This window comes from Streptomyces sp. NPDC050703 (genome assembly GCF_040654435.1).
GTDB lineage: Bacteria > Actinomycetota > Actinomycetes > Streptomycetales > Streptomycetaceae > Streptomyces.
This window is the reverse complement of sequence record NZ_JBFAHX010000001.1, coordinates 35,978-56,477: the sequence shown is the minus strand read 5'-3', so window position 1 is coordinate 56,477 and position 20,500 is coordinate 35,978. Positions and strand designations below refer to the sequence as shown.

At 72.2% G+C, this 20,500-nt stretch carries 20 protein-coding genes; 7 read left to right on the top strand and 13 right to left on the bottom strand.

Annotated elements, in window-relative coordinates:
- Positions 1-35: 35 nt before the first annotated feature.
- Both AB0I16_RS00280 and AB0I16_RS00275 read right to left on the bottom strand, forming a co-directional pair.
- Positions 36-806: a DeoR/GlpR family DNA-binding transcription regulator gene (locus AB0I16_RS00280; RefSeq protein WP_363247025.1), complete on the bottom strand. Its 771-nt coding sequence runs from the start codon at positions 804-806 to the stop codon at positions 36-38.
- 231 nt (positions 807-1,037) lie between these two features.
- The gene (locus tag AB0I16_RS00275) at positions 1,038-1,847 is read right to left on the bottom strand and encodes an NAD(P)-dependent oxidoreductase (protein ID WP_363247024.1); all 810 of its coding nucleotides are present in this window, start codon (positions 1,845-1,847) and stop codon (positions 1,038-1,040) included.
- A 291-nt stretch (positions 1,848-2,138) separates the two neighbouring features.
- On the opposite strand from AB0I16_RS00275, the gene AB0I16_RS00270 reads away from it, so the two are divergent.
- From AB0I16_RS00270 to AB0I16_RS00260, 3 genes are all read left to right on the top strand, one after another.
- Positions 2,139-3,125, top strand: a complete 987-nt coding sequence (locus AB0I16_RS00270) for a 5-dehydro-4-deoxyglucarate dehydratase (protein WP_363247023.1) — start codon at positions 2,139-2,141, stop codon at positions 3,123-3,125.
- Complete coding sequence (locus AB0I16_RS00265; protein ID WP_363247022.1) at positions 3,122-4,282, top strand: hypothetical protein; 1,161 nt, start codon at positions 3,122-3,124, stop codon at positions 4,280-4,282. The genes AB0I16_RS00270 and AB0I16_RS00265 overlap by 4 nt, the downstream gene beginning before the upstream one ends.
- Positions 4,283-4,346: 64 nt before the next feature.
- A complete protein-coding gene (locus AB0I16_RS00260) occupies positions 4,347-5,723 on the top strand; it encodes a S28 family serine protease (RefSeq protein ID WP_363247021.1) in 1,377 nt (458 codons plus the stop codon).
- On the opposite strand, the gene AB0I16_RS00255 is transcribed toward AB0I16_RS00260, so the two are convergent.
- Positions 5,698-6,906, bottom strand: a complete 1,209-nt coding sequence (locus tag AB0I16_RS00255; RefSeq protein ID WP_363247020.1) for an MFS transporter — start codon at positions 6,904-6,906, stop codon at positions 5,698-5,700. The genes AB0I16_RS00260 and AB0I16_RS00255 overlap by 26 nt on opposite strands.
- Positions 6,907-7,066: 160 nt before the next feature.
- Between AB0I16_RS00255 and AB0I16_RS00250 the strand changes: the two genes are divergently transcribed.
- Positions 7,067-7,657, top strand: a complete 591-nt coding sequence (locus AB0I16_RS00250; RefSeq protein ID WP_363247019.1) for a TIGR03086 family metal-binding protein — start codon at positions 7,067-7,069, stop codon at positions 7,655-7,657.
- Between the two features lie 315 nt (positions 7,658-7,972).
- On the opposite strand, the gene AB0I16_RS00245 is transcribed toward AB0I16_RS00250, so the two are convergent.
- The 6 genes from AB0I16_RS00245 to AB0I16_RS00220 form a co-directional block, all read right to left on the bottom strand.
- Positions 7,973-9,433, bottom strand: a complete 1,461-nt coding sequence (locus tag AB0I16_RS00245) for a penicillin-binding transpeptidase domain-containing protein (protein ID WP_363247018.1) — start codon at positions 9,431-9,433, stop codon at positions 7,973-7,975.
- A 74-nt stretch (positions 9,434-9,507) separates the two neighbouring features.
- Entirely contained in the window at positions 9,508-10,233 is a 726-nt protein-coding gene (locus AB0I16_RS00240; protein ID WP_363247017.1) for a response regulator transcription factor, read from the bottom strand.
- Positions 10,230-11,525 carry a histidine kinase gene (locus AB0I16_RS00235; protein WP_363247016.1) on the bottom strand — a complete coding sequence of 432 codons (1,296 nt, stop codon included), beginning with the start codon at positions 11,523-11,525 and terminating at the stop codon, positions 10,230-10,232. Before AB0I16_RS00235 ends, AB0I16_RS00240 begins: the two co-directional genes overlap by 4 nt.
- Positions 11,522-12,547 carry a hypothetical protein gene (locus AB0I16_RS00230; RefSeq protein WP_363247015.1) on the bottom strand — a complete coding sequence of 342 codons (1,026 nt, stop codon included), beginning with the start codon at positions 12,545-12,547 and terminating at the stop codon, positions 11,522-11,524. Before AB0I16_RS00230 ends, AB0I16_RS00235 begins: the two co-directional genes overlap by 4 nt.
- A gap of 76 nt (positions 12,548-12,623) precedes the next feature.
- Positions 12,624-13,100 (bottom strand): GNAT family N-acetyltransferase, encoded by a 477-nt coding sequence (locus AB0I16_RS00225; protein ID WP_363247014.1) that lies wholly within the window; start codon positions 13,098-13,100, stop codon positions 12,624-12,626.
- 3 nt (positions 13,101-13,103) lie between these two features.
- The gene (locus tag AB0I16_RS00220; RefSeq protein ID WP_363247013.1) at positions 13,104-13,877 is read right to left on the bottom strand and encodes an IclR family transcriptional regulator; all 774 of its coding nucleotides are present in this window, start codon (positions 13,875-13,877) and stop codon (positions 13,104-13,106) included.
- A 135-nt stretch (positions 13,878-14,012) separates the two neighbouring features.
- Here AB0I16_RS00220 and AB0I16_RS00215 point away from each other — a divergent pair, with 135 nt between their 5' ends.
- A complete protein-coding gene (locus AB0I16_RS00215) occupies positions 14,013-15,545 on the top strand; it encodes an aldehyde dehydrogenase (NADP(+)) (protein ID WP_363247012.1) in 1,533 nt (510 codons plus the stop codon).
- A 4-nt stretch (positions 15,546-15,549) separates the two neighbouring features.
- The gene (locus AB0I16_RS00210) at positions 15,550-16,158 is read left to right on the top strand and encodes a DUF1349 domain-containing protein (protein WP_363247011.1); all 609 of its coding nucleotides are present in this window, start codon (positions 15,550-15,552) and stop codon (positions 16,156-16,158) included.
- A 382-nt stretch (positions 16,159-16,540) separates the two neighbouring features.
- Here the strand turns inward: AB0I16_RS00210 and AB0I16_RS00205 are convergent, their stop codons facing one another.
- A complete protein-coding gene (locus tag AB0I16_RS00205) occupies positions 16,541-16,777 on the bottom strand; it encodes a hypothetical protein (RefSeq protein WP_363247010.1) in 237 nt (78 codons plus the stop codon).
- Entirely contained in the window at positions 16,774-17,031 is a 258-nt protein-coding gene (locus tag AB0I16_RS00200) for a hypothetical protein (RefSeq protein WP_363247009.1), read from the bottom strand. Before AB0I16_RS00200 ends, AB0I16_RS00205 begins: the two co-directional genes overlap by 4 nt.
- Positions 17,032-17,561: 530 nt before the next feature.
- Between AB0I16_RS00200 and AB0I16_RS00195 the strand changes: the two genes are divergently transcribed.
- Positions 17,562-18,533, top strand: a complete 972-nt coding sequence (locus AB0I16_RS00195; protein WP_363247008.1) for a helix-turn-helix transcriptional regulator — start codon at positions 17,562-17,564, stop codon at positions 18,531-18,533.
- Positions 18,534-19,227: 694 nt separating this feature from the next.
- Here AB0I16_RS00195 and AB0I16_RS00190 read toward each other — a convergent pair.
- Positions 19,228-20,013: a hypothetical protein gene (locus AB0I16_RS00190; protein WP_363247007.1), complete on the bottom strand. Its 786-nt coding sequence runs from the start codon at positions 20,011-20,013 to the stop codon at positions 19,228-19,230.
- A complete protein-coding gene (locus AB0I16_RS00185; RefSeq protein ID WP_363247006.1) occupies positions 20,013-20,489 on the bottom strand; it encodes a hypothetical protein in 477 nt (158 codons plus the stop codon). The genes AB0I16_RS00190 and AB0I16_RS00185 overlap by 1 nt, the downstream gene beginning before the upstream one ends.
- Positions 20,490-20,500: the final 11 nt, after the last annotated feature.

The following is a 20,500-nucleotide window of genomic DNA, read 5'->3' as shown; positions in this document are numbered from 1 at the left end:
GTACGGGGTGGAGCGGGGGAGGGGGTGAGCGGCCGTCAGACGCGCAGGACCTGCGGTCCGAGGAGGGAGTAGCGGTGGGCTTCGGAGGCGGGCAGGCGGGTGCTGGTGACGATCGTCTCCAGTTCGCCGATGCCGGCGAACCGGCAGAAGCTCGTCGCCCCGAACTTGGTGTGCACGCCCGGGAAGACGGTGCGCCTGGACGCCCTCATGGCCTGCGCCTTCACCTCGCTCACGGCGGGGTCGGGCGTCGTCAGGCCGTGCTCGCGGGAGATGCCGTTGGCGCCGATGTAGGCCAGGTCGATGACGAAGCCGGCCAGCATGCGCGTCGTCCAGTGGTCGACGGTGGCGAGGGTGCCCGGCCTGACCCGGCCGCCGAGCAGCAGCACGGTGATGTTCTCGGCCTCGGCGAGGACGCCCGCCGTGGCCAGGGAGGCGGTGACCACGGTCAGCGGGCGCCCGCCCGCCACCTGGGGCAGGGCCTCGGCGATGAGCTGGGGGGTGAAGCCCTCGTCCACGAAGACGGTCTCGGCGTCCCCGAGCAGCTCGGCCGCGGCGGCGGCGATGCGCCGCTTCTCGGGGACGTGCATGGTCGTGCGGAAGGCGAGGGTGGTCTCGAACCCTGCGCTCTCCACGGGATAGGCGCCGCCGTGGGTGCGGCGGACCAGGCCGTGGTCCTCCAGGGCGCGCAGGTCGCGGCGGACGGTCTCCTTCGCGACGCCGAGCCGGGCGGCGAGTTCCGTCACGTCGACGGAACCGGAGGCCCGGGCCGCGTTGACGATCCGCCGCTGACGCTCCTCCGCGGTCATCGGCGCCACCTGCTTCCCCTGGGTCTCGCTCTGCCCGTTCGGGCCCTTGGGGAACGTTCTACCGTGCCCGCACGGACGAGTGAAGGTGCCATCCGGGCACGATGCTGCCCGTATGTGCCCGCATCACGCGGCGTTGGCCTGGGGTACGGGCGCCGTTCGTGCCCGCCTCGGGGGGCCGGGGTGCCCGGTTGCCGCCCGTACGGGCGCGGGCGTTCCCCGGCCGTCTCCGTGTCAGTACGGCCAGACCGGCGGGTTGGTGCAGAAGTGGCCGCCGAGATGGGCGTGATCGGGGTTGCCGGGGTCGAGTTCGCCCTGTTCGGCGACGAGCTTCTCCGCGTACCGCTCGGAGTCGTCCCGGGGTTCGTAGCCGAGCGCGCGGGCGGAGGAGAGGTCCCACCACAGGCGGGTGTTGGCGGAGGAGCCGTAGACGACGGTGTGTCCGACGTCCTCGGCGGTGAGGGCCGCGTGGAAGAGGCGCGCGCCGTCGTCCGGGCTCATCCAGACCGACAGCATCCGCACGCTCGTCGGCTCGGGGAAGCAGGAGCCGATGCGGACCGAGACCGTCTCGATGCCGTGCTTGTCCCAGTAGAGCTGGGCGAGGTCCTCGCCGAAGGACTTGGAGAGGCCGTAGAAGGTGTCCGGGCGGCGCGGGGTGCCGAGCGGGATGAGCGGGTCGTCCCCCCGGGGGCGCGGCGTGAAGCCCACGGCGTGGTTGGAGGAGGCGAAGACGATGCGCCGCACGCCCTCTTCGCGGGCCGCCTCGTAGAGGTTGTACGTCCCCTCGATGTTCGCCCGGAGGATCTTGTCGAAGGTGGACTCCAGGGAGATGCCCGCGAAGTGGAGGACCGCGTCGACGCCGCGCACGGCCTCGCGCAGCGCGTCCCGGTCGGCCAGGTCGGCGGTGATCGCGTCGGGCTCGCCCTCGATGCCGCGCACGTCGAGCAGGCGCAGGTCGTGGCCGTGGGCCGGCAGCAGCCCGCGCATCAGGGTGCCGAGGCCCCCGGCGGCGCCGGTCAGCAGGACGGTGCGGGAAGCGGGCATGCGGGGTCTCCTCGTACGGCCGTGCGCGGGCGGCGGGGGCGGGGGCGTGGCTCCGGGGCGTACTCGTCCGCGCACCGATTCGTGCGCATCCACGTACAGAATTCACAACCGTGGACAGCCATGAACACGCTAGGGATCTGGCCGCAGCCGCGTCAAGTGTCGCGCGCACACCGGAAATCCGCGCCCGTGCGCGCGGGAGATCCGCTTGACCAGGGACGAGAGGGCGCCTTAGCGTGGTCGCGTTCAGAGATATGGACATCAATCAGAAACGTGCACGCTTAGGGAGAGCCCGTGACGCCAGCCCCTCTCGCTTCCCGCCTCCGCGTTCCCAGTGGGCCGTTGTTCTTCCCGGTCACCGCCTACGGACCCGACGGCGCCATCGACCTGGAGACCTTCCGCGCCCACGTCCGCGCGGGCGTCGACGCGGGCGCGGCGGCCGTCTTCGCCTGCTGCGGCACGGGCGAGTTCCACGCCCTGACCCCCGAGGAGTTCCGCGACTGCGTCGCCGCCGCCGTCGAGGAGACGGCGGGCCGCGTGCCGGTCGTCGCGGGCGCCGGGTACGGCACCGCCCTCGCCGTGCGGTTCGCGCGCCTGGCCGAGGAGGCGGGCGCCGACGGGCTGCTCGCCATGCCGCCCTACCTCGTGGTCGCCGGACAGGAGGGGCTGGTCCGGCACTACACCCAACTGGCCGCGGCCACCTCGCTCGACGTCATCGTCTACCAGCGCGACAACGCCGTCCTCACCCCGGAGACGGTCGTCGCGCTCGCCCGCGCCGAGGGCGTCATCGGCTTCAAGGACGGCCTCGGCGACATGGACCTGATGCAGCGCACGGTCAGCGCCGTCCGCAGCGAGGCGCCGGGCGACTTCCTGTACTTCAACGGCCTGCCGACCGCCGAACTGACCGCCCTCGCCTACCGTGGCATCGGCGTCAGTCTCTACTCGTCGGCCGTGTTCTGCTTCGCCCCCGACATCGCCCTCGCCTTCCACCGGGCGCTGGGCGCCGGCACCGCGGCGGGCGACGCCACCGTCAACCGCCTCGTCGACGGCTTTTACCGGCCCTTCGTCGACCTGCGGTCCCTCGGCCGCGGCTACGCCGTCTCCCTCGTCAAGGCGGGCGTGCGGCTCAGCGGCCTCGACGTCGGCGGCGTGCGCCCGCCGCTGGACGAACCCGCCGCCGAACACGTCAAGCGCCTCGCCGAACTCGTCGAGCACGGCCGGGCGCTGCTCGCCCGGCTGCCGGGCCAGGACGCCGGGGAGACGCGGCGGGGTGACGCGTGAAGGCCGCCGCGTTCCTCTACCCCTGGGACGTCGTCGGCGACCCCGACGCCCCCGGCCGCCTCACCGGCCTCGGCATCCGGCAGGTCACCCTCGCCGCCGCCTACCACTCCACCCGCGCCCTGACCCCGCGCCACCCCCGCCACCGCGTCGTCACGGCCGCGCACGCCGCCGTGCTGTACCCGCCGGGCGAGCGGTGGCGGGGGCGCGCCCCGCGGCCGTACGCGGCCGGGGAGTGGGCGCCCGGCGACGCCTACGGACAGGCCGCCGAGGCCCTGGCCGCCGCCGGAATCGACGTGCACAGCTGGGTGGTCCTCGCCCACAGCTCCCGCCTCGGCGACGACCACCCGGACACCTCCGTCGTCAACGCCTACGGCGACCGCTACCCCTGGGCGCCCTGCATCGCGCAGGAGGCCACGCGCGCCTACCTCGTCGACCTCGCCGCCGAGGCCGCCGTACGCCCCGGCGCACGCGGCACCGAGCTGGAGTCGTGCGGCTGGTACGGCCTCGCGCATCCGCACGCCCACGACAAGACCGCGGGCGTCGGACTCGGCGAGGCGGGCCAGTACCTGATGTCCCTGTGCTTCTGCGGCTCCTGCCGCGCGGGGTACGGGGGAGCCGGCCTCGATCCGGACGCCCTGGCGGCGGCCGTGCGGGACGCCATGGAGCCCGTCTGGCGGGGCGGCGGCGAGGACCCGGGCTGGGCCGGGGTCGAGAAGCTCCTCGGCGCGGACCGGGCGGCGGCCACGCGCGCGTGGCGCGACGGGGCGGCCCGCACGCTCCAGGAGGCGGCGGTCGACGCGGTCCGCGCGGCGGCCCCGCCGGACTTCCAGGTCCTGCTGCACGCCGACCCCGTCCCGTACCACTGCGGGGCGAACGCGGGCGTCGACCCGGAGCACATCCTCGGGGTGGCGGACGGCGTGGTCGTGCCCTGCGGGGGCGGACCGGAGCTGCTCACGCCCTTCAGGGGCCACGGCGGGGGCGTGCTCGCCGCCAACTTCCCCGTCGTCGCCGGCATGGGAGGCAGCCCCGCCCGCCTCGCCGACGACGCGGCGCGGGCGGCCGGGCACGGAGCCACCGAACTCCGCCTCTACCACGCGGGACTGGCCTCGGACGGCGACCTGGCGCTGGTCGCGAAGGCCCTGTCGCGCCTGGAGTGATCGCGGATACGATCCGCGCACCACGACCGTCGCTCCAGTACGACCAGGGGACAAGGGAGACAAGGTGCGCAACAAGGGGATATCCGCGCTGGCCTGCGCCGGACTGATGGCGGGCGCCGCCGTGCTCGGCGGCGTGTCGCCCGCCACCGCGCACGCCACGACGGCGGCGCGGGCGGCGGACACGGGGGCCGGTACGGCGAAGGACACGACGGCCGACATCAGGGCCAGACTCGAAAAGCTGCCCGGCATGAAGGTCGTCTCCGTCGCGGAACGGGAGGGCCACCCCCTCTACTCGCTGACGTACCGGCAGCCCGTCGACCACCGCAGGCCCCACGGCGCCACCTTCACCCAGCGCGCCACCCTCTGGCACAAGTCCACGGCCAGGCCGACCGTCCTCTACACCGGCGGCTACACCCTCGCCGGCGGCACCGCCTCCCTGACCAGACTGATCGACGCCAACCAGGTCAGCGTCGAGCACCGCTACTTCGCCGAGTCCCGGCCCCAGGGCGCCGCGGGCGACGACTGGTCCAAGATGACCGTCCAGCAGGAGGCCGCCGACGAGCACCGCCTGACCCGGGCCCTGCGCACCATCGAGAAGGGCAAGTGGCTGGGCACCGGCACGAGCAAGGGCGGCATGACGGCCACCTACCACGAGCGCTTCCACCCCGGCGACCTCGACGCGGTCGTGGCCTTCGTCGCGCCCAACGACGCGGACAACCGCGACGACAGCGGCTACGAGCGCTTCTTCAGGACGGTCGGCACCCAGGAGTGCCGGGACGCCCTGAACGCCGTGCAGCGCGAGATGCTCGTACGCCGCGACACCCTCCTCCCCAGGTTCGAGAGGGAGGCGAAGGCCGAGGGCAGCACCTTCGACCAGACCCTCGGCACCACCGGCCGCGCCTACGAGTTCGCGGTGCTCGACCAGGTGTGGAACTTCTGGCAGAGCGGCACCGCCGCCGACTGCCCGACCGTGCCGGACGCCGGGAAGGCCACCGACGACGAGCTGTACGACTGGTCGAAGAAGCACGGCTTCAGCGTCTACCGCGACCAGGAGCTGGGCACCAACGGCTCCGGACCGTACTACCGCCAGGCCGCGACCCAGCTCGGCTGGGCCGACCTGCGGTTCAGCCACCTCAAGGACGTCCGCCGCCACCCGGACGTCTACCAGCCCAACTCGGTGCTGCCCGAGGCCATGCGCGGCACGTACGACAACAGGACCATGGCCGACGTGGACCGGTGGGTGAAGAAGCACGGCCGGCGCATGATGTTCGTCTACGGACAGAACGACCCCTGGAGCGCCGAGCGCTTCACCCCCAGCCGCCACGACTCCCACCTCTACGAGGTGCCGGGCGCCAACCACGGGGCGTCCATCGCCAAGCTGCCCGAGCCGCAGCAGTCGCGGGCCATCGCGACGATCAAGCGGTGGGCCGGCGTGGAGTAGCGCCCGGGGCCGGGCGCAGCAGGGGCGCGGCGATCAGCAGCCGCGCCCCCGCGAGCAGCGGAAGGAGCACGCGGAGGTCCACGCTCTCCACCAGCGCCGCCCCCGCCGCGATGCCGAGCGCGGTCGGCGCGAACATCAGCGTGCCCGCGGTCGCCGCCGCCCGGCCGACGAGCGCGTCAGGGGTCTCGCGCTGCACGGCCGTGAGCCCCGCGATCAGCACGCAGGGCAGCCCGACGCCGTTCGCGAGACTGCCCGCGAGGACCGCCGCGTCGCTCGGCAGCGCGCTGAACACCAGACCCGCGCCGGTCAGCGCGATGCCCCCGGCGGAGAACCGCCGCCCGCCGAGGCGCCGCAGCAGGGCACCCGACGCCACGCCCACCGCGACGGACCCCGCGCCCTGCACGACGTACAGGACGCCCGTGTACGCGGGCGCGTGGTGGAGCCCTTCCACGATCGTGTGGACGGCGGCGCCGCTCACCCCCGACGTCAGCATGGTCAGGCCGCCCGCCAAGACGAGGGGCCGCAGCCGCGCGTTCCCCCACAGGTACCGCGCCCCCTCGGCGGTCCTCGCCCGGACCGACGTGCGCCGGGGGGCCGGCGCGGGCTCGCGGACCCGCAGCAGCGCGTACATCCCCGCGGCGAGCGCGAACGCCGCGGCGTCGAGGAGCGCCACCCCGGCCCCGCCGTACGCGGCGAAGAGGCCCGCGCCCGCGAGGGGCGCCACCAGCTTCATGCCCTCGTTGGCCGCCATCCGCAGGCCGTTGAAGTCGCCGAGCAGCTCCTTGCCGACGGCCGCCGGGGCGAGGGCCGCCTCCGCCGCGTCAGTGACGACGCCGCACGCCCCGTGGACGAGGAGCACCGCGAAGAGTATCCACAGCCGTCCCGCGCCGTCGACGGCGAACAGGGCCGGGAGCAGCGCGGCGAGCGCGAGGCAGACGGTCACGAGCAGCGGCCTGCGGCGCGTGCGGTCGGCGAGCGTGCCGAGCAGCGGGCCGAGGAGGGTGGGCGTCCAGAGGGCGAGTTGGCAGAGCGCGGCCAGGCCGTCGGAGCCGGTCAGCTCCTTGACCCAGATGCCGGAGACCAGCCCGAGCGCGGTGCTCCCGAAGCCGGAGACCAGCACCGCGCCCAGGTAGAGCCCCGCGTTGCGGTCCCGCAGGACACGCCCGATCGTCGTCGATGCCATGCCTGGTGATGGTGGTTCTAAGGAACCGGCGGCGGGATCGGGCGGATTCCCTAGGGGCCGGCGATGAGTTGCCGGCCCGGGGCGGGTCTACCGGGGAGACGTACCGAGTCCGCCGCCTCAGAAGGCGCGCGGCACGTGACATGTGGACCCTGGAGGCACCATGACCGACGACACCTTCGACCTCGGCCCGCAGGCCCGGCTCGTGGCGCGCGTGGCCGAACGCGTCGGCGACGACCGGCTCGCGGCGCCCACGCCGTGCCCCGAATTCGCCGTACGCAACCTGCTCGGGCACCTGATCGGCCTCTCCCGCGCCTTCGAGCTGGCCGCGCGGAAGGACTTCCGGCCCGTCCTCGACCGGGACCCCGGCAGCGTCGTGCCCGACATCGGCCCCGGCTGGCGCGGCGAGCTGCCGGAGGCCCTGGACGCCCTCGTCGAGGCGTGGCGCGACCCGGCGGCCCGGCAGGGCATGACGCGCGCGGGCGGCGTCGACCTGCCGGGCGAGGTCGCGGGCCTCGTCGTCCTCGACGAACTGGTCGTGCACGGCTGGGACCTGGCGCGCGCCACCGGCCAGGAGTACGCGCCCGACGAGGCGAGCCTGGAGGGCGCGCGGGCGCTCCTCACCCCCGCCGACGGCGACGAAGCGGAGGGCGGCCTCTTCGGGCCACCGGTACCGGTACCGCGGGACGCGCCCCTGCTCGACCAGGTGATCGGGCTGAGCGGCCGCGACCCGCGGTGGACGGCGGGCGGCTGAGGGCGGCGGCCCGCCGGACGCGAGGGGCGTACCGGAGACGGCGGGCCCGGCGGTCGTAGGGGCGCGTGCAGGAGACGTCCCGGTGACGCGCCGGGCGGTACGGCGTGCCACCGGGATGTGTCCGCGTCCCGCCCGGTCCTGGGGCGTGTTGCGAAAGTCCCGTCTGTCCGGCGGCGTCTGGCACGCACACTCGCGGCGTTGTCGGGATCACCCCGATACCACCAGTACCGGGGCGACCCTCCGTCGTGCGATCGCACGCACCGGGCGCCGCCGGACCCGCCCTCCGGGCGGACGACGCCACTTTCGCAACACGCCCTAGGACTCCAGGGCGGCCCGCATCATCGCCTTGGCGATCGGGGCGGCCAGGCCGTTGCCGCTCACCTCGTCGCGGGCCGCGTTCGACGATTCGATCATCACGGCTACCGCGACCTCCTTGCCTTCGCCACCGCCGTCACCGCTCTTCGCGTACGACGTGAACCAGGCGTACGGCGTCTTGCTGTTCCGCTCGCCGTGCTGGGCCGTGCCCGTCTTGCCGCCGACCTTCGCGCCCGCGATCTGCGCGTTCGATCCGGTGCCCTCCTCGACGACCGTCTCCATCGCCGATTCCAGGCCCTCCGCCGTGCCCTCGCTCATCACCCGCCGACCGTCGCCGTCGTCGTACGTCTCCAGGACGTCGCCGCCCGAGTCGGTGATCCGCGAAACCATGTGCGGAGCGGCCAGTTCGCCGCCGTTGGCGATGGCCGCCGAGACCATCGCCATCTGGAGCGGCGTCGCCGTGACGTCGAACTGGCCGATGCCGGACAGGCCCGTCTGGGCCTTGTCCATGTCCGAGGGGTACACGCTCTTGCCCGCGCGCACCGGGACGTCCAGCTTCTCCGCGTTGAAGCCCAGCTTCTCCGCCATCGCCTTCACCTTGTCCTGGCCGAGGTCGACGGCCATCTTCGCGAAGACGTTGTTGCAGGAGTACCGCAGGGCCGTGCGGATGTCCGCGTCCTCGCAGGGCGCCGCCTGGTTCTCGTTGCGCAGGACCGTCGCCGTGCCCGGCAGCGTGTACGGGTTCGGGCTCTCCGTCGCCGCGTCGACCGAGGAGTACAGGCCGTCCTCCAGGGCCGCCGCCGCGACGACCAGCTTGAACGTCGAACCGGGCGGCAGCGGCTGGCGCAGCGCGCGGTTCACCATCGGCTTCTCCTCGTCCGCCGTCAGCTCACGCCACGCCGCGGAGTCCGTGGAGCCGCTGATCCGCGACGGGTCGTACGACGGCGTGGAGACCATGCCGAGGATGCGGCCGGTCTCCGGGTCGATGGCGACCGCCGCGCCCTTCTTGTCGCCCAGCGCCTCGTACCCCGCCTTCTGCACCGCGGGGTCGATGGTCGTCACCACGTCGCCGGGGTCGGCGCGCTTGTTCGTGACCGTGTCGAGCGGGTTCTTCAGGCGGTTGTCGGTGCCGTCGAGGAGGTCCTTGTAGATGCCCTCCAGTTGTGTGGCGCCGTACACCTGCGAGCTGTAGCCCGTGACGGGGGAGTAGAGCTCGCCGTCCTTGTACGTGCGCTTGTAGGCGAGGTCGCCTCCCTTGGTCCGCGCGGAGCCGGTGACGGCCTCACCGCCCACGATGATGTCGCCCAGCGGGTTCGCGTACTGCTCGATCACGTTCCGCCGGTTGTGCTTGTCGTCCGCCAGCGCCTTCGCGTCGTGGAACTGCACCCATGTCGCCCGTAGGAGCAGGGCGAGCACGAGCAGCAGTGCGAAGACCGAGGCGTGCCTGATCGTCTTGTTCATCTCACGGGATGACGAACGAGCGGGGCCCGTTCGTTCCCTTCTGATGGGCTTACGACCGTTTTCTCAGACAGTTCTCAGACGGTTCTCAGATGGCTCTCCGGGGGCGGTCCGGGGCGGTCCGCGGTCATGAAGCCCGACTCGTACGCCGCTATCACCGCCTGCGTACGGTCCCGCGCGCCCGTCTTGGCGAGCACCGAGGCCACGTGGGTCTTCACCGTGGACGCGCCCACGCCCATCCGCCCGGCGATCTCCGCGTTGGTCAGGCCCGTCGCCATCCACCGCAGCACCTCGCTCTCCCGTGCGGTGAGCCGCGCCACCCAGGCGGGCGGCTCGGGGGCGGCGCGGCCGTGCTCGGCGGCCAGGGCGCGCACGGCCGCGGGGAAGAGCAGGGAGTCGCTGTGCGCGACGATGCGCACCGCCTGGACCAGGGAGTCCGCGTCCGCCCGCTTGAGGAGGAAGCCGGCGGCTCCCGCGCGCAGCGCCTCGTAGACGTAGGAGTCGTTCTCGAACGTCGTCACGACGACGACGCGCGGCGGCTCCGGCATCGTGCGCAGGATCTGCTCCGTGGCGCGGATGCCGTCGACCTCCGGCATGCGGACGTCCATCAGGACCACGTCGGGCCGCAGCTCCCTGACCGCGGACACCGCCTCCGCGCCGGTCGCCGCCTCGCCGACGACCTCGATGCCGGGCTCGGCGGAGAGGATCGCGCGCAGCGCGGTGCGCACCATGCGCTCGTCGTCGGCGAGGACGACGCGGATGGCCGCGCGGCCGGGGCCCGCGCCTTCGGGCGTGGTCGTCATGCGTGTCCCTTCGGGGGGAGGAGCGGGAGTCGTACGGTCAGCCGCCACATCCCGGCCGCGGGGCCCGCGGACGCGGTGCCGCCGAGCAGGCGTGCCCGGTCGGCGATGCCGCGCAGGCCGTGGCCGCCGCCGGGGCGGGCGTCCGGGGAGTGGGCGTCCGGGGAGCCGGCGTCCGGGGAGTGGGCGGGCAGGGAGTTCTCGGCCGTGACGGTGAGGTCGGGGCCCGCCGTGGCGATGCGCAGGGCGACGGAGGTCGCCTCGCCGCCGTGGCGCAGGGCGTTGCTCAACGCCTCCTGCACGATGCGGTAGGCCTCGCGGGAGACCAGCGGGGGCAGGGACGCGGGGTCCACGTCGACGGTGGCGCTCACGCGCAGGCCGCCCGCCCCGGTGCGGCGCAGCAGGCCGTCCAGATCGGCGGCGAGGGTGGGCGCGGGGGCCATGGGGCGGGCGCCGTCGGCCTCCCGCAGCACCCCGAGGACGGCGTCCAGTTCGCCGACCGTGCGCCGCGTGGTGTCCTCGATGGCGGCCAGCGCCTCCCGTACGAACTCCGGGTCGTGGTCGAGGACGCGGCGGGCCGCGGACGCCTGGAGCGTGACGGCGCTCAGGGCGTGGCCCACCGAGTCGTGCAGCTCGCGCGCCAGGCGGTTGCGCACCGCCAGGTCGGCGGCGCGCCGCTCCGCCTCGGCGAGCCGGTCGGCGGGCGTCGGGCCGAGCAGCCGGGGCGCCCAGTGCGCGAGGAGACCGCCGGCCGCCGCCACGCACGCCGCGAGCGCCACCAGTGACGCGGCGCCGATGAGCGGGCAGAGCGCGAGCACCCAGGGCTCGTCGAAGCCCGCGGGCATGCCGAGGCGGCTGTCCCGCAGGACGGCGAAGAACGGCAGCGCGATCAGCACGGCCGCGAACGGCGGCAGCGCGAGCGACATGCCGCTGATGACCCCGCCGACGCCCAGGTGCAGCGTGAACCACGCGGCGGTGCGGCCCCGCGCCGGGCGGGAGCGCGCGGGACCCTCGGCGAGGGCGTCGTCCGGCACCCCGCACAGCGCCCGCACGGCGGCCACCGACATGGGCCGGGTCAGCGGGAACAGCGCGGTGACCGCGGCGAGCGGCAGCCCGACCGCGAACGAGCTGAGCTGGGCGGTGAGCGACCCGAAGACGTGGTCGTCGCCGATGAGCGGCCCGATGACCACGGAGCCCACGAAGACGTACGGCATGGCGAGCGCGCCGCCCAGGATCAGATGGACCCACCGGCGGCGCGCACGGCGCCCGAAGAGGGCGGTGCGGACGGCTCTCACACCCCGCCCCCCGAGCCGTCGGCCGACGCGCGTGCCCGCTCGGTGAGGAACCGCGCCCCGACGGCGGCCACCAGTGTCCCGACGATCACGTGGACAGCGTAGGTCAGGACCATCGTGCCGGTGGGCCGTCCGCCGGCATCGTCCAGCGTCATCAGCGAGCCGAACAGCAGCCAGCCGCCCCAGCAGGCCACCGCGCCCGAACCCAGCCAGGTCAGCGCGAGCGGCACCTTCACCGGGAGCGCGGGCCGCCACCGGAAGGCGAGGATGAGGCCGCCCGCCGCGGCCGCGGCGAGGTAGAGGGCGTTCAGGGCCTCAAGGACGGCGAAGTCCGAGCCGCGCTCCTCGATCCGTGCCGCGCTCAGGCCGGTGGTGGCGCCGGTGGCCCACAGCAGGTGCAGGGCGGTGGGGCAGAGCGCGAGCAGGGCGGCGGCGAGGGCGGCGGCGCGGCGGGCCCGGCCGCCGCCGCGCGGCAGGTCCCCCGGGCGGCCACGCCACAGGTGGCCCCAGCGGTCCCCGGCGTGGAGGACGAAGAGGGCGCCGAGGGCGACGCCCTGCACGATGAAGCCGGTGTAGACGACGCCGAAGACCCACGCGTCGAGGAAGGGCTCGGCGGTCCCGCCGCCCCCGTCCCCGCCGCCGCTGCCGCCGAAGGCCCTGGCCAGTCGGGTCAGCGGGACCCCCGCCACGATCGGCACGAGCAGGCCGGTCGCCGCCCACATCGGCGGTACGAGGAACCGGGCGGGTGTCCGCGTCCCCCGCGGCCCGGTGAGCAGCAGCACGAGGACGACGACGGCGCCGTCCATCAGGACGGTCAGGCCGTTGGCGAAGACCATCAGGGCCCGGTGGTCGAGCAGCGTGCTGCCCTCGGGGATGCCGATCCGGCTCCCGGCGATCCAGGCCACCTTGAGGGAGAGGTACGGGACACAGGCGGCCAGGGCGGCGAACCGCAGGGCGCGGCGGAAACGGGTACGGGGGGACGGGGCCGCGGCGCCCCGCGGGGCGGCGGGCAGTGTCTGCGTCATGGCTCAACGCTCCCGCCCGCGGCCGGGCCCCCGCCTCCTGCGCCCTGATGATCCGCATCGGCCGCGCGGCGGAGGGTCAGCCGCCGTCGAGGACGAGCACCACCTCGTCGATCTCCGCCCCGCGGGCCGCGGCGAACCCCCGCTCGCGTGTGCTCTCCCGGAAGCCGCACTTCTCCAGGACGCGCCGCGAGCCCGCGTTGTCCGCCGCCGCGCGGGCGTACAGCGGGCGCTCCGGGACCAGCGCGAGCAGCCCGTGCAGCGCGGCCGTGGCCAGACCACGGCCCCAGTGGGCGCGGTCGATCCAGTACGTGACCTCGCGCTCGCCCGGCGCGCCGTAGACCGCGGCACTGCCCACCACGTCGCCGTCCGCGAGGACCGTGCGCACGTCGACGTCGGCGGAGCCCAGCATCCGCTTCCAGTGGGCGTCGAAGCGGTTCTTGTCCAGGGGGCCCTCGGGCGTGAACGCCGCCATGTGACGGGACTCGGGATCGCTCATCTGCCGGAAGAAGACGGGCAGATCGCTGTCGTGGACCTCGCGCAGACACACATCCATGCGTCAGAGCCTACGAGTTGCCAGGGTCAGCCGGTCGCGCGCGTCGAACAGGGCGTCCTTGACCATCTGTTCGTGGGCCGGGGTGAGCCGCGCCACCGGTACCGAGCAGCTGATGGCGTCGCGCGCGGGCGTGCGGTACGGAATGGCGACGCCGAAGCAGCGCAGCCCCAGGGTGTTCTCCTCGCGGTCCACCGCGAAGCCCTGCTCGCGCACCGCGCGCAGCTCCTCGATGAGCTTCTCGCGGTCGGTGATGGTGTGCTCGGTGAGCGCGGGCAGCGTCTCCGGGAGCATCTTGCGGACCTGCTCGTCGGTGTGGGTGGCGAGCAGCGCCTTGCCGAGCGAGGTGGAGTGCGCGGGCAGTCTGCGGCCCACGCGCGTGAACGGCCGCAGATAGTGCTGGGACTGGCGGGTGGCGAGGTAGACGACGTTGGTGCCGTCGAGCCGCGCCAGGTGGATGGTCTCCGTGGTGTCGTCGGAGAGCCGGTCGAGGGTCGGCCGTGCCGCGGCCACCACCTCGTCGCCGTCGATGTAGGACGTGCCGACGAGCAGCGCGCGCACGCCGATGCCGTACCGCGTGCCGGTGGCGTCGGTCTCCACCCAGCCCAGCTCGACCAGGGTGCGCAGCAGCATGTACAGGCTCGACTTCGGATAGCCCACGGCCTCCTGGACGGCCGCGAGCGAGTGCATGCCGGGGCGGCCCGCGAAGTACTCCAGCAATTCCACCGTCCGTACGGCGGACTTGACCTGCGCGCCGCCTCCGGTCTCGCCAGCCGACATCGCCCTTGACCCCTTAGTTCGCCGAGAAATAGTCTCCGAAGCCCCCGCTCATTCATCAGCAGAGACAGTGTTCAGCATATCGAACAGCCCGGGTGAGCGGCACCTCTTGCATCACCTCTGGAAAGGGAATCCACGGTGGCAGCAGCACCAGTCTGGAGTGTCGACCCCCGAACCGGGAAGCAGCGCGAGCAGGTCGCGGCGGAAGCCACGGCCGAGGAGGTCGGCCTGGCGGTCACCGCCGCCCGCGACGCCGCCCCCGCGCTGGCCGACCGCGCGGTGCGCGCCGCCTTCCTGCGCACCGCGGCCGACCTCCTCCAGGAGGCCGGGGACCGGCTCGTGGAGACGGCGGACGCCGAGACCGCGCTCGGCCCCGTCCGGCTCACCGGGGAACTCGCCCGCACCTGCTTCCAGTTGCGCGCCTTCGCGGACATCGTCGACGAGGGCGCCTTCCTCGGCGTCGTCATCGACCACCCCGACGACTCGGCGACCCCGCCCATCCCCGACCTGCGCCGCTACAAGATCCCGCTCGGCGTCGTCGCCGTCTACTCCGCGTCCAACTTCCCCTTCGCCTTCTCCGTGCCCGGCGGCGACACCGCGAGCGCGCTGGCCGCGGGCTGCCCGGTCGTCGTCAAGGCCCACCCCGACCACCCCGGCACCTCCGAGCGCGTCGCCTCCGTACTGCGCGAGGCCGCCGCCCGGCACGGCATCCCCGAGGGCGTCGTCGGCCTGGTGCACGGCTTCGACGCGGGCGTCGAGCTGGTCAAGCACCCGCTGGTGGCGGGGGCCGGGTTCACCGGCTCCATCCGCGGCGGACGCGCCCTCTTCGACGCGGCGGCGGCCAGGCCCGTGCCGATCCCCTTCCACGGCGAACTGGGCTCCCTCAACCCCGTCGTCGTCACCGAGGCCGCCGCCGCCGAGCGCGGCGAGGAGATCGGCAGCGGTCTCGCGGGTTCGATGACGCTCGGCGTCGGCCAGTTCTGCGTCAAGCCCGGCCTCGTCCTCGCCCCCGAGGGAGCGGGCGGCGACCGGCTCGTGAAGTCCCTGACGGAGACGGTCGGCGACACCGACGCGGGGGTGCTCCTCGACCACCGGATGCGGGACAACTTCGTCGCCGGGGTCCGCGAGCGCGCGGCCCTCGCGGACGTCGACGCCCCCGTCACGCCCGGCGCGGGCGGCGAGCACACCGTGAGCGCGGGCTTCTTCACCGTCCCCGCGGCACGGCTCGCCACCGGGGGCGAGCACGACCTGCTCATCGAGGAGTGCTTCGGCCCCGTCACCGTCGTCGCCCGCTACAAGGACGCCGCGGAGATCACCGCCGTCCTCTCCCGCCTGCCCGGCAACCTCACCGCCACCGTGCAGCTCTCCTCCGACGAGGCGGCGGGCGTGAGCCCCCGCGGCACCGAACTCCTCGCCGAGGTCACGCCGCTCGCGGGCCGCGTCCTCGTCGACGGCTGGCCCACCGGCGTCGCCGTCGCCCCCGCCCAGCACCACGGCGGCCCCTACCCGGCCACCACGTCCACGTCGACCTCCGTGGGCGGCACCGCCATCGAGCGCTGGCTGCGCCCCGTCGCCTACCAGAACACCCCGGAGCCCCTGCTCCCGCCCGAGCTGCGCGACGACAATCCGCTGGGGCTGCCGCGGCGGGTCGACGGGACCCTGGAACACTGACGCCATGGACCTCGACCTCCCCCAGCTCCCCTTCCCCCTGCGCGGCTACGGCCCCGACGGACACTGGTCCTACGAGGACGGGGTGCTCACCGGCTGGGCGGGCGCACGGCAGGACCGCTTCGTGCCGCCGACCGGCGAGGCGCTCGACCCCGCCGCCGACGCGCCGCGCCTGCTCGGCGCCCCGGAGGGAGACTTCCAGCTGATCGCCCGCGTCACGGTCGGCTTCGCCGCGCCCTTCGACGCGGGCGTGCTCTACCTCCACGTGGGCGAGCGGGAGTGGGCCAAGCTCTGCCTGGAGCGCTCCCCGGACGAGCCGACGGTCTGCACCGTCGTGACGCGCGGCCGCTCCGACGACGCCAACGCCTTCGTCGTGGACGGCACGAGCGCCTGGCTGCGCGTCAGCCGCACGGGCTCGGCGTTCGCCTTCCACGCGTCGCGGGACGGCGAGCGGTGGACGTTCGTGCGGATCTTCTCGCTCGGCGACGAGGAGTCGGCGGGCGCCGCCCTCGTCGGCTTCATGGCGCAGTCGCCGGTGGGGGAGGGGTGCGTGGTGACGTACGACCACATCGAGTTCCGCCCCGACTGGCCGAAGGGCCTGCGCGACGGCTCGTAGGGAACGCATGGACGGCTCGTAGGGGAATGCGACGGTTCGCCCGTGTGTTGACGCCGGTGGCGGAGGGACCCTCCGGGTTCCTCCGCGCCGACCGTCACGCACCCGCGTACCGCACGACCTGGAGAAGAGCCACACATGCGCGTCGAGATCTGGAGCGACATCGCCTGGCCGTGGACCAACAGAGCCATAGGTTAGCGCACCGGGTCTGACCTGCACAGACGCACGAAGGGCCCACCCATGCGCCACGGGGGGAGCGTCACAAGCGGGGCCCTACACCCTGAGACCGAGGGTGCAGCCCGGTCCCAGGGGGTCTATGCGGCTGCGCCTCGGGCCACGAGAAACGCCACTGTGGCGACCCGTGCCAGCGCGGCCAGACAGCGCGTCACTGCCACGCCCCCGGCTCGAACCGATAAGAGCGCGTGATGTGCTCTCGGTAGGTCAGGTGCTCAGGATTGGCCTTTAGGTGATCGGCGGCCCATTCGGTCCCGTTGGCCGGATCTTCGCTGCCGTCGCTGCTATCTCCGCAGTTCTTGCATTCCATGCCGAACACAATGGGCTCGGATTCCTCGGCCGTGTCCGGGCACAAGGTGTAGTCCCTGAACGCGTAGCGGGCCCTCATTCGGCGTCCACCTTCGGGCGCGATGCGGCAAGGTCTCGGAACACGCGTGTCATCTCGCGTGCTTCGTCGGCGCGAACGTTGCCAAGGTTGATCCTGTAGCCAGCGTTCGGGGAGCAGTTGACACACGGGGACATGATCTCTGTGTCAGTGAGCAGTACCCCCAGGGTTTCGAGTGCTTGGACCAGCGCGTAACCCGCCTCTTCCGCCTCCTGGCGTTCCGCGCAGGTGTAGAAGTCATTAGGCATGGTGCTCACTCGGCACTCTCCAAGGGAACGCAGTTCGGGCAGTCGTCGGAATGGAACGGGGACGGGGGATGAGCCGGGCCGGGGAGGTAGACCACTCCCGAGCGCACGTCCAGCGCTCCGCCGTACTGGTCCCACCAACCGGCCGGAGAGCCCGCGTACGGACTCCCCGGCTCATCTATGAGGCTGACTAGCTCAGGGTCCGGGAGAGGCCGCGTACGGCGCTTCTGCGGCCTCACGGGGGCGCTCATCTAATGCCCGTCCGGATGCCGGGCCATGAGGACGTTGCAGTCAGCAACCGTCGTCCGGTCGTTACCGACCCGCGCCCGATCCCGGACGTTGGCCAACTCCCGGCACCCGGCACACCCTTCGGCCGGTTCAGGCTCCGGCCCCGGCTCCATCAGCGGGAGTTCGACCGGCGCGCTGGGGTATCGCTTCGCCTCCGTCATGCGGGACATGATCCGGAATGGCAATGCTCACACGGGAGTTGACCAGGGTTGACTACTCTTGAAGCACTGCCAGTCAACCCCCAGAGGTTCGCTATGCGTGACGACTTCCCCGACCTTGCCCGCCGGGCACTCCGGGACGCCGGGTATTCCATGAAAGCCGCAGCGCGGGAAATACACTATGACCCGGCGTATCTCTCGCGTGTCCTGAATGGCAAACAGCGTCCCTCGGAAAACCTCGCTCACGCGCTGGATTCCCTCGTTGGTGCCGGGGGTGCGCTGGCCGGAACGCTGCTTAGCGAGGATGACAGCGAACGCGTTGCCCGCAGTGCCGAGAACCCCTCTCGACTGGATGCCGGAACCGTTGACGCTCTCGCTGGTGCGCTGGCCGCTTACCGCCGCCTAGACGACACGGCACCCCCGCGCAGCGTCATTCCGGCGACTATGGCGCAAATGCGGGAGGTTACGCGGATGCTCAAGGAAGCACGCGGCCCGCAAAGGGATCGACTTTCTGACGTAGCGTCAGAATGGGTCCAGTTCGCAGGATGGCTATTCGCACAAACGCGTGAATACAAAGACGGCGTACGGCTCTTGAATGACGCCGTAGAACTTGCCGACGAGACAGGGAACGGGACCCTTGCCGCGCAAGCGCTCAATTTCAAGGGCTACATTGCGCGACAGCAGGGACGGCCCCAAGGAATTGCCCGCTGGTTTGGTGCAGCGGCGAACACTCCCGGCGCACACCCCGCACAGCGAATCGGGGACTACCTACAAGCGGCGGCCGGACTCGCGGAGTTGGGCGACGCAGACGGAGCGCTACGCACGGTGGAGCAAGCGGAAAGGCTCATGGACAAAGCCGCAGCACTCCCGCCACCGGCAACCGCGTATTGGCTCACCCCGAGTTTCAACCGGCTGAACATGGGGCTAGCCACGCTCGCCCTCGGCAGATACAGCGAGGCGGCCGACCATTTGCGCACCGGTCTCGCTGGCTTGCCCGAGGAACTGCGCGACGCCCCTTGGTCGTGGGAACACAAGGACGCATTGCGCCGAGCAGTCGAAGCAGCCTAAGAAACGAAGGGGGCGAAAATCCCTGGTATTGCTGGGAAGTCGGCAACTGGCACCCCCACGCCGGCTGGGATACCCGCCCTTCTTTCGAAGGTGCCCCGGAAACGCAGAAAACCCCCGACGGTCCGAACCCACAGCGGGACGGTCCATCGGGGGTCGAGCACCCGTAACTTTACGGGGAGGTCATCGTGTGCCGCAGTTACGCGGGTGGCCGCTGATATGCACTCGCCGGGGGAAGCGAGGGGCTGACTCGGCAACGGGGCGGACGATTCGCAGCGAGCGCGGAAAGCGCCATGCGACCTTACCGGGCGGGGCCGGTGCGTCGGACTCCTGCCATCCGTCCGCTGTCCACACGACGCGAATTGGGTTGGGCATTCGCTACCTCCTTGCATCACTCGCTGTAAGTGGCGGGGCGGTTGGGCGACTCCGAAACCCGTACCAGGAGAGAGGTGCCATCACCTTGCGGTTGGGAAAGGGGCGGTTTTGGGCCCACCCCCCAGGGTCAATGCGCACTCAGAGTCACTGCGAGTTGCGACGATCCGCCATGCGATCGGCCTTCCGCAATTCATATTCGTGTCGCGTCATCGTTGAGACCAGACGGCACACGGGCCAGCGTGGACCCATGCCCCGCATGATTCGCATGGGGCACCGGGGGTCGATTTCCTCGGCGTCGCAGTGCTGACAGAACACCCTCCGATCACTGCTCATCACGTCGCGCCTTTCGTTCTGCATTGAATTCCCGCTGGAAAGTCTTCAACTGATCCGCACCACTGCCGGGGGTGGCATTCCAGCGGGCTAGGTACTCATCCCGCTTGGCGGCATCCTCGGCCGGTATCTCGACACCCTGGAAAAGTGGGAGTGTCTGACAGTGACAGCCACGGTGGAATTGGTCCGGCTCCAGATACTTAGTGAATGCTCCGCCACGGCTAGCGAGCATCGCGCAGAAACCGCATGGGTCGGCGTCGGTACGGCGGTACCAACCGATTACCTCGGCGTCGTTCTCGCGTGCCTCTGCCAGCGCGTCACGACCCCCAGACTCGGCTAGTCGGCCCGCATCTAGGGCTAGGTTCCGTCCGGCGCTTTCCATCGTCTCGTCAAGGGACTTAAGGAATTCCCGGTCATCCAACCGGCCCCGCTTCATTTCCTCGCGGAGCGGTGCCGTGTGGACGTAATAGGAAGTCTTCGACTGGCCAGCCTCGGCGGCCAAGTCTCGGCCGTCCCAAGTGGAATCCGGGGCCGGTTCGCCGGTCGCTGCCTCGCGCGCTGCATTGTGGAACTTCACGCCCTCGGCGTATGAGCGACTGCGCGAGGAATTCACGAGAGTCTGAAACTCCCGCACGACAGCGGATGAACCCTCGGCCGCTCGCTGCGGAGACAGGCCACGCCACCAGGACATGACCCGCTCCAATAGCGATTCGGAGATATCTACCTGTGCTGTGTAGTAATCCTGCGCAGCCGCGTTGAAATCGGACTGCCGACTCACTAGAACTCCCGAGCGTTGCGCAGGATCTTTTCAATTCCGTTGGAGTGGCTTTCGAACGGTTCGAGACCGCCGTACCCGAGCGTGGAACGGCCCGCAGCCGCATACTTGGCGAGCTTCTTTGCCTGAGCTTCTAGTGCCTCGGCGGAGTCGCCGCGCAGAAACTCCATTAGCTCATCTGGCAATCCGTGGCGACGGCCGACCCGCTCCCGCTCTAGCGCAACCTCGGCCGCCTTAACGCGTTCCTCGGCGTCGTCCAACTGTGAATTGAGCTGCTGCCGTAGATCCTCGGACGTGCGGAGTGCCGTAGCGGCTTGCTCCACCTCGGCCCGCAGATCATCTAGCGACGGCTCAGAAACGCTCTCAGTGCCCGCAGGCGGGATGGAACCGGCCTCGGGGACCGATTCCACCTCCGGGGCCTCAACGAGGCTTCCAGCGGGCTCCTGTGGCGTCTCAGGCGTGTTCTCTACCTCGGCCACAATCGCCCCTC

What these genes read in the sequence shown, in the direction of transcription:
- AB0I16_RS00280 (WP_363247025.1), bottom strand. Translation starts at nt 806, where the DNA reads ATGACCGCGGAGGAGCGTCAGCGGCGGATCGTCAACGCGGCCCGGGCC.
- AB0I16_RS00275 (WP_363247024.1), bottom strand. Translation starts at nt 1,847, where the DNA reads ATGCCCGCTTCCCGCACCGTCCTGCTGACCGGCGCCGCCGGGGGCCTC.
- AB0I16_RS00255 (WP_363247020.1), bottom strand. Translation starts at nt 6,906, where the DNA reads ATGGCATCGACGACGATCGGGCGTGTCCTGCGGGACCGCAACGCGGGG.
- AB0I16_RS00250 (WP_363247019.1), top strand. Translation starts at nt 7,067, where the DNA reads ATGACCGACGACACCTTCGACCTCGGCCCGCAGGCCCGGCTCGTGGCG.
- AB0I16_RS00245 (WP_363247018.1), bottom strand. Translation starts at nt 9,433, where the DNA reads ATGAACAAGACGATCAGGCACGCCTCGGTCTTCGCACTGCTGCTCGTG.
- AB0I16_RS00240 (WP_363247017.1), bottom strand. Translation starts at nt 10,233, where the DNA reads ATGACGACCACGCCCGAAGGCGCGGGCCCCGGCCGCGCGGCCATCCGC.
- AB0I16_RS00230 (WP_363247015.1), bottom strand. Translation starts at nt 12,547, where the DNA reads ATGACGCAGACACTGCCCGCCGCCCCGCGGGGCGCCGCGGCCCCGTCC.
- AB0I16_RS00225 (WP_363247014.1), bottom strand. Translation starts at nt 13,100, where the DNA reads ATGGATGTGTGTCTGCGCGAGGTCCACGACAGCGATCTGCCCGTCTTC.
- AB0I16_RS00220 (WP_363247013.1), bottom strand. Translation starts at nt 13,877, where the DNA reads ATGTCGGCTGGCGAGACCGGAGGCGGCGCGCAGGTCAAGTCCGCCGTA.
- AB0I16_RS00210 (WP_363247011.1), top strand. Translation starts at nt 15,550, where the DNA reads ATGGACCTCGACCTCCCCCAGCTCCCCTTCCCCCTGCGCGGCTACGGC.
- AB0I16_RS00205 (WP_363247010.1), bottom strand. Translation starts at nt 16,777, where the DNA reads ATGAGGGCCCGCTACGCGTTCAGGGACTACACCTTGTGCCCGGACACG.
- AB0I16_RS00195 (WP_363247008.1), top strand. Translation starts at nt 17,562, where the DNA reads ATGCGTGACGACTTCCCCGACCTTGCCCGCCGGGCACTCCGGGACGCC.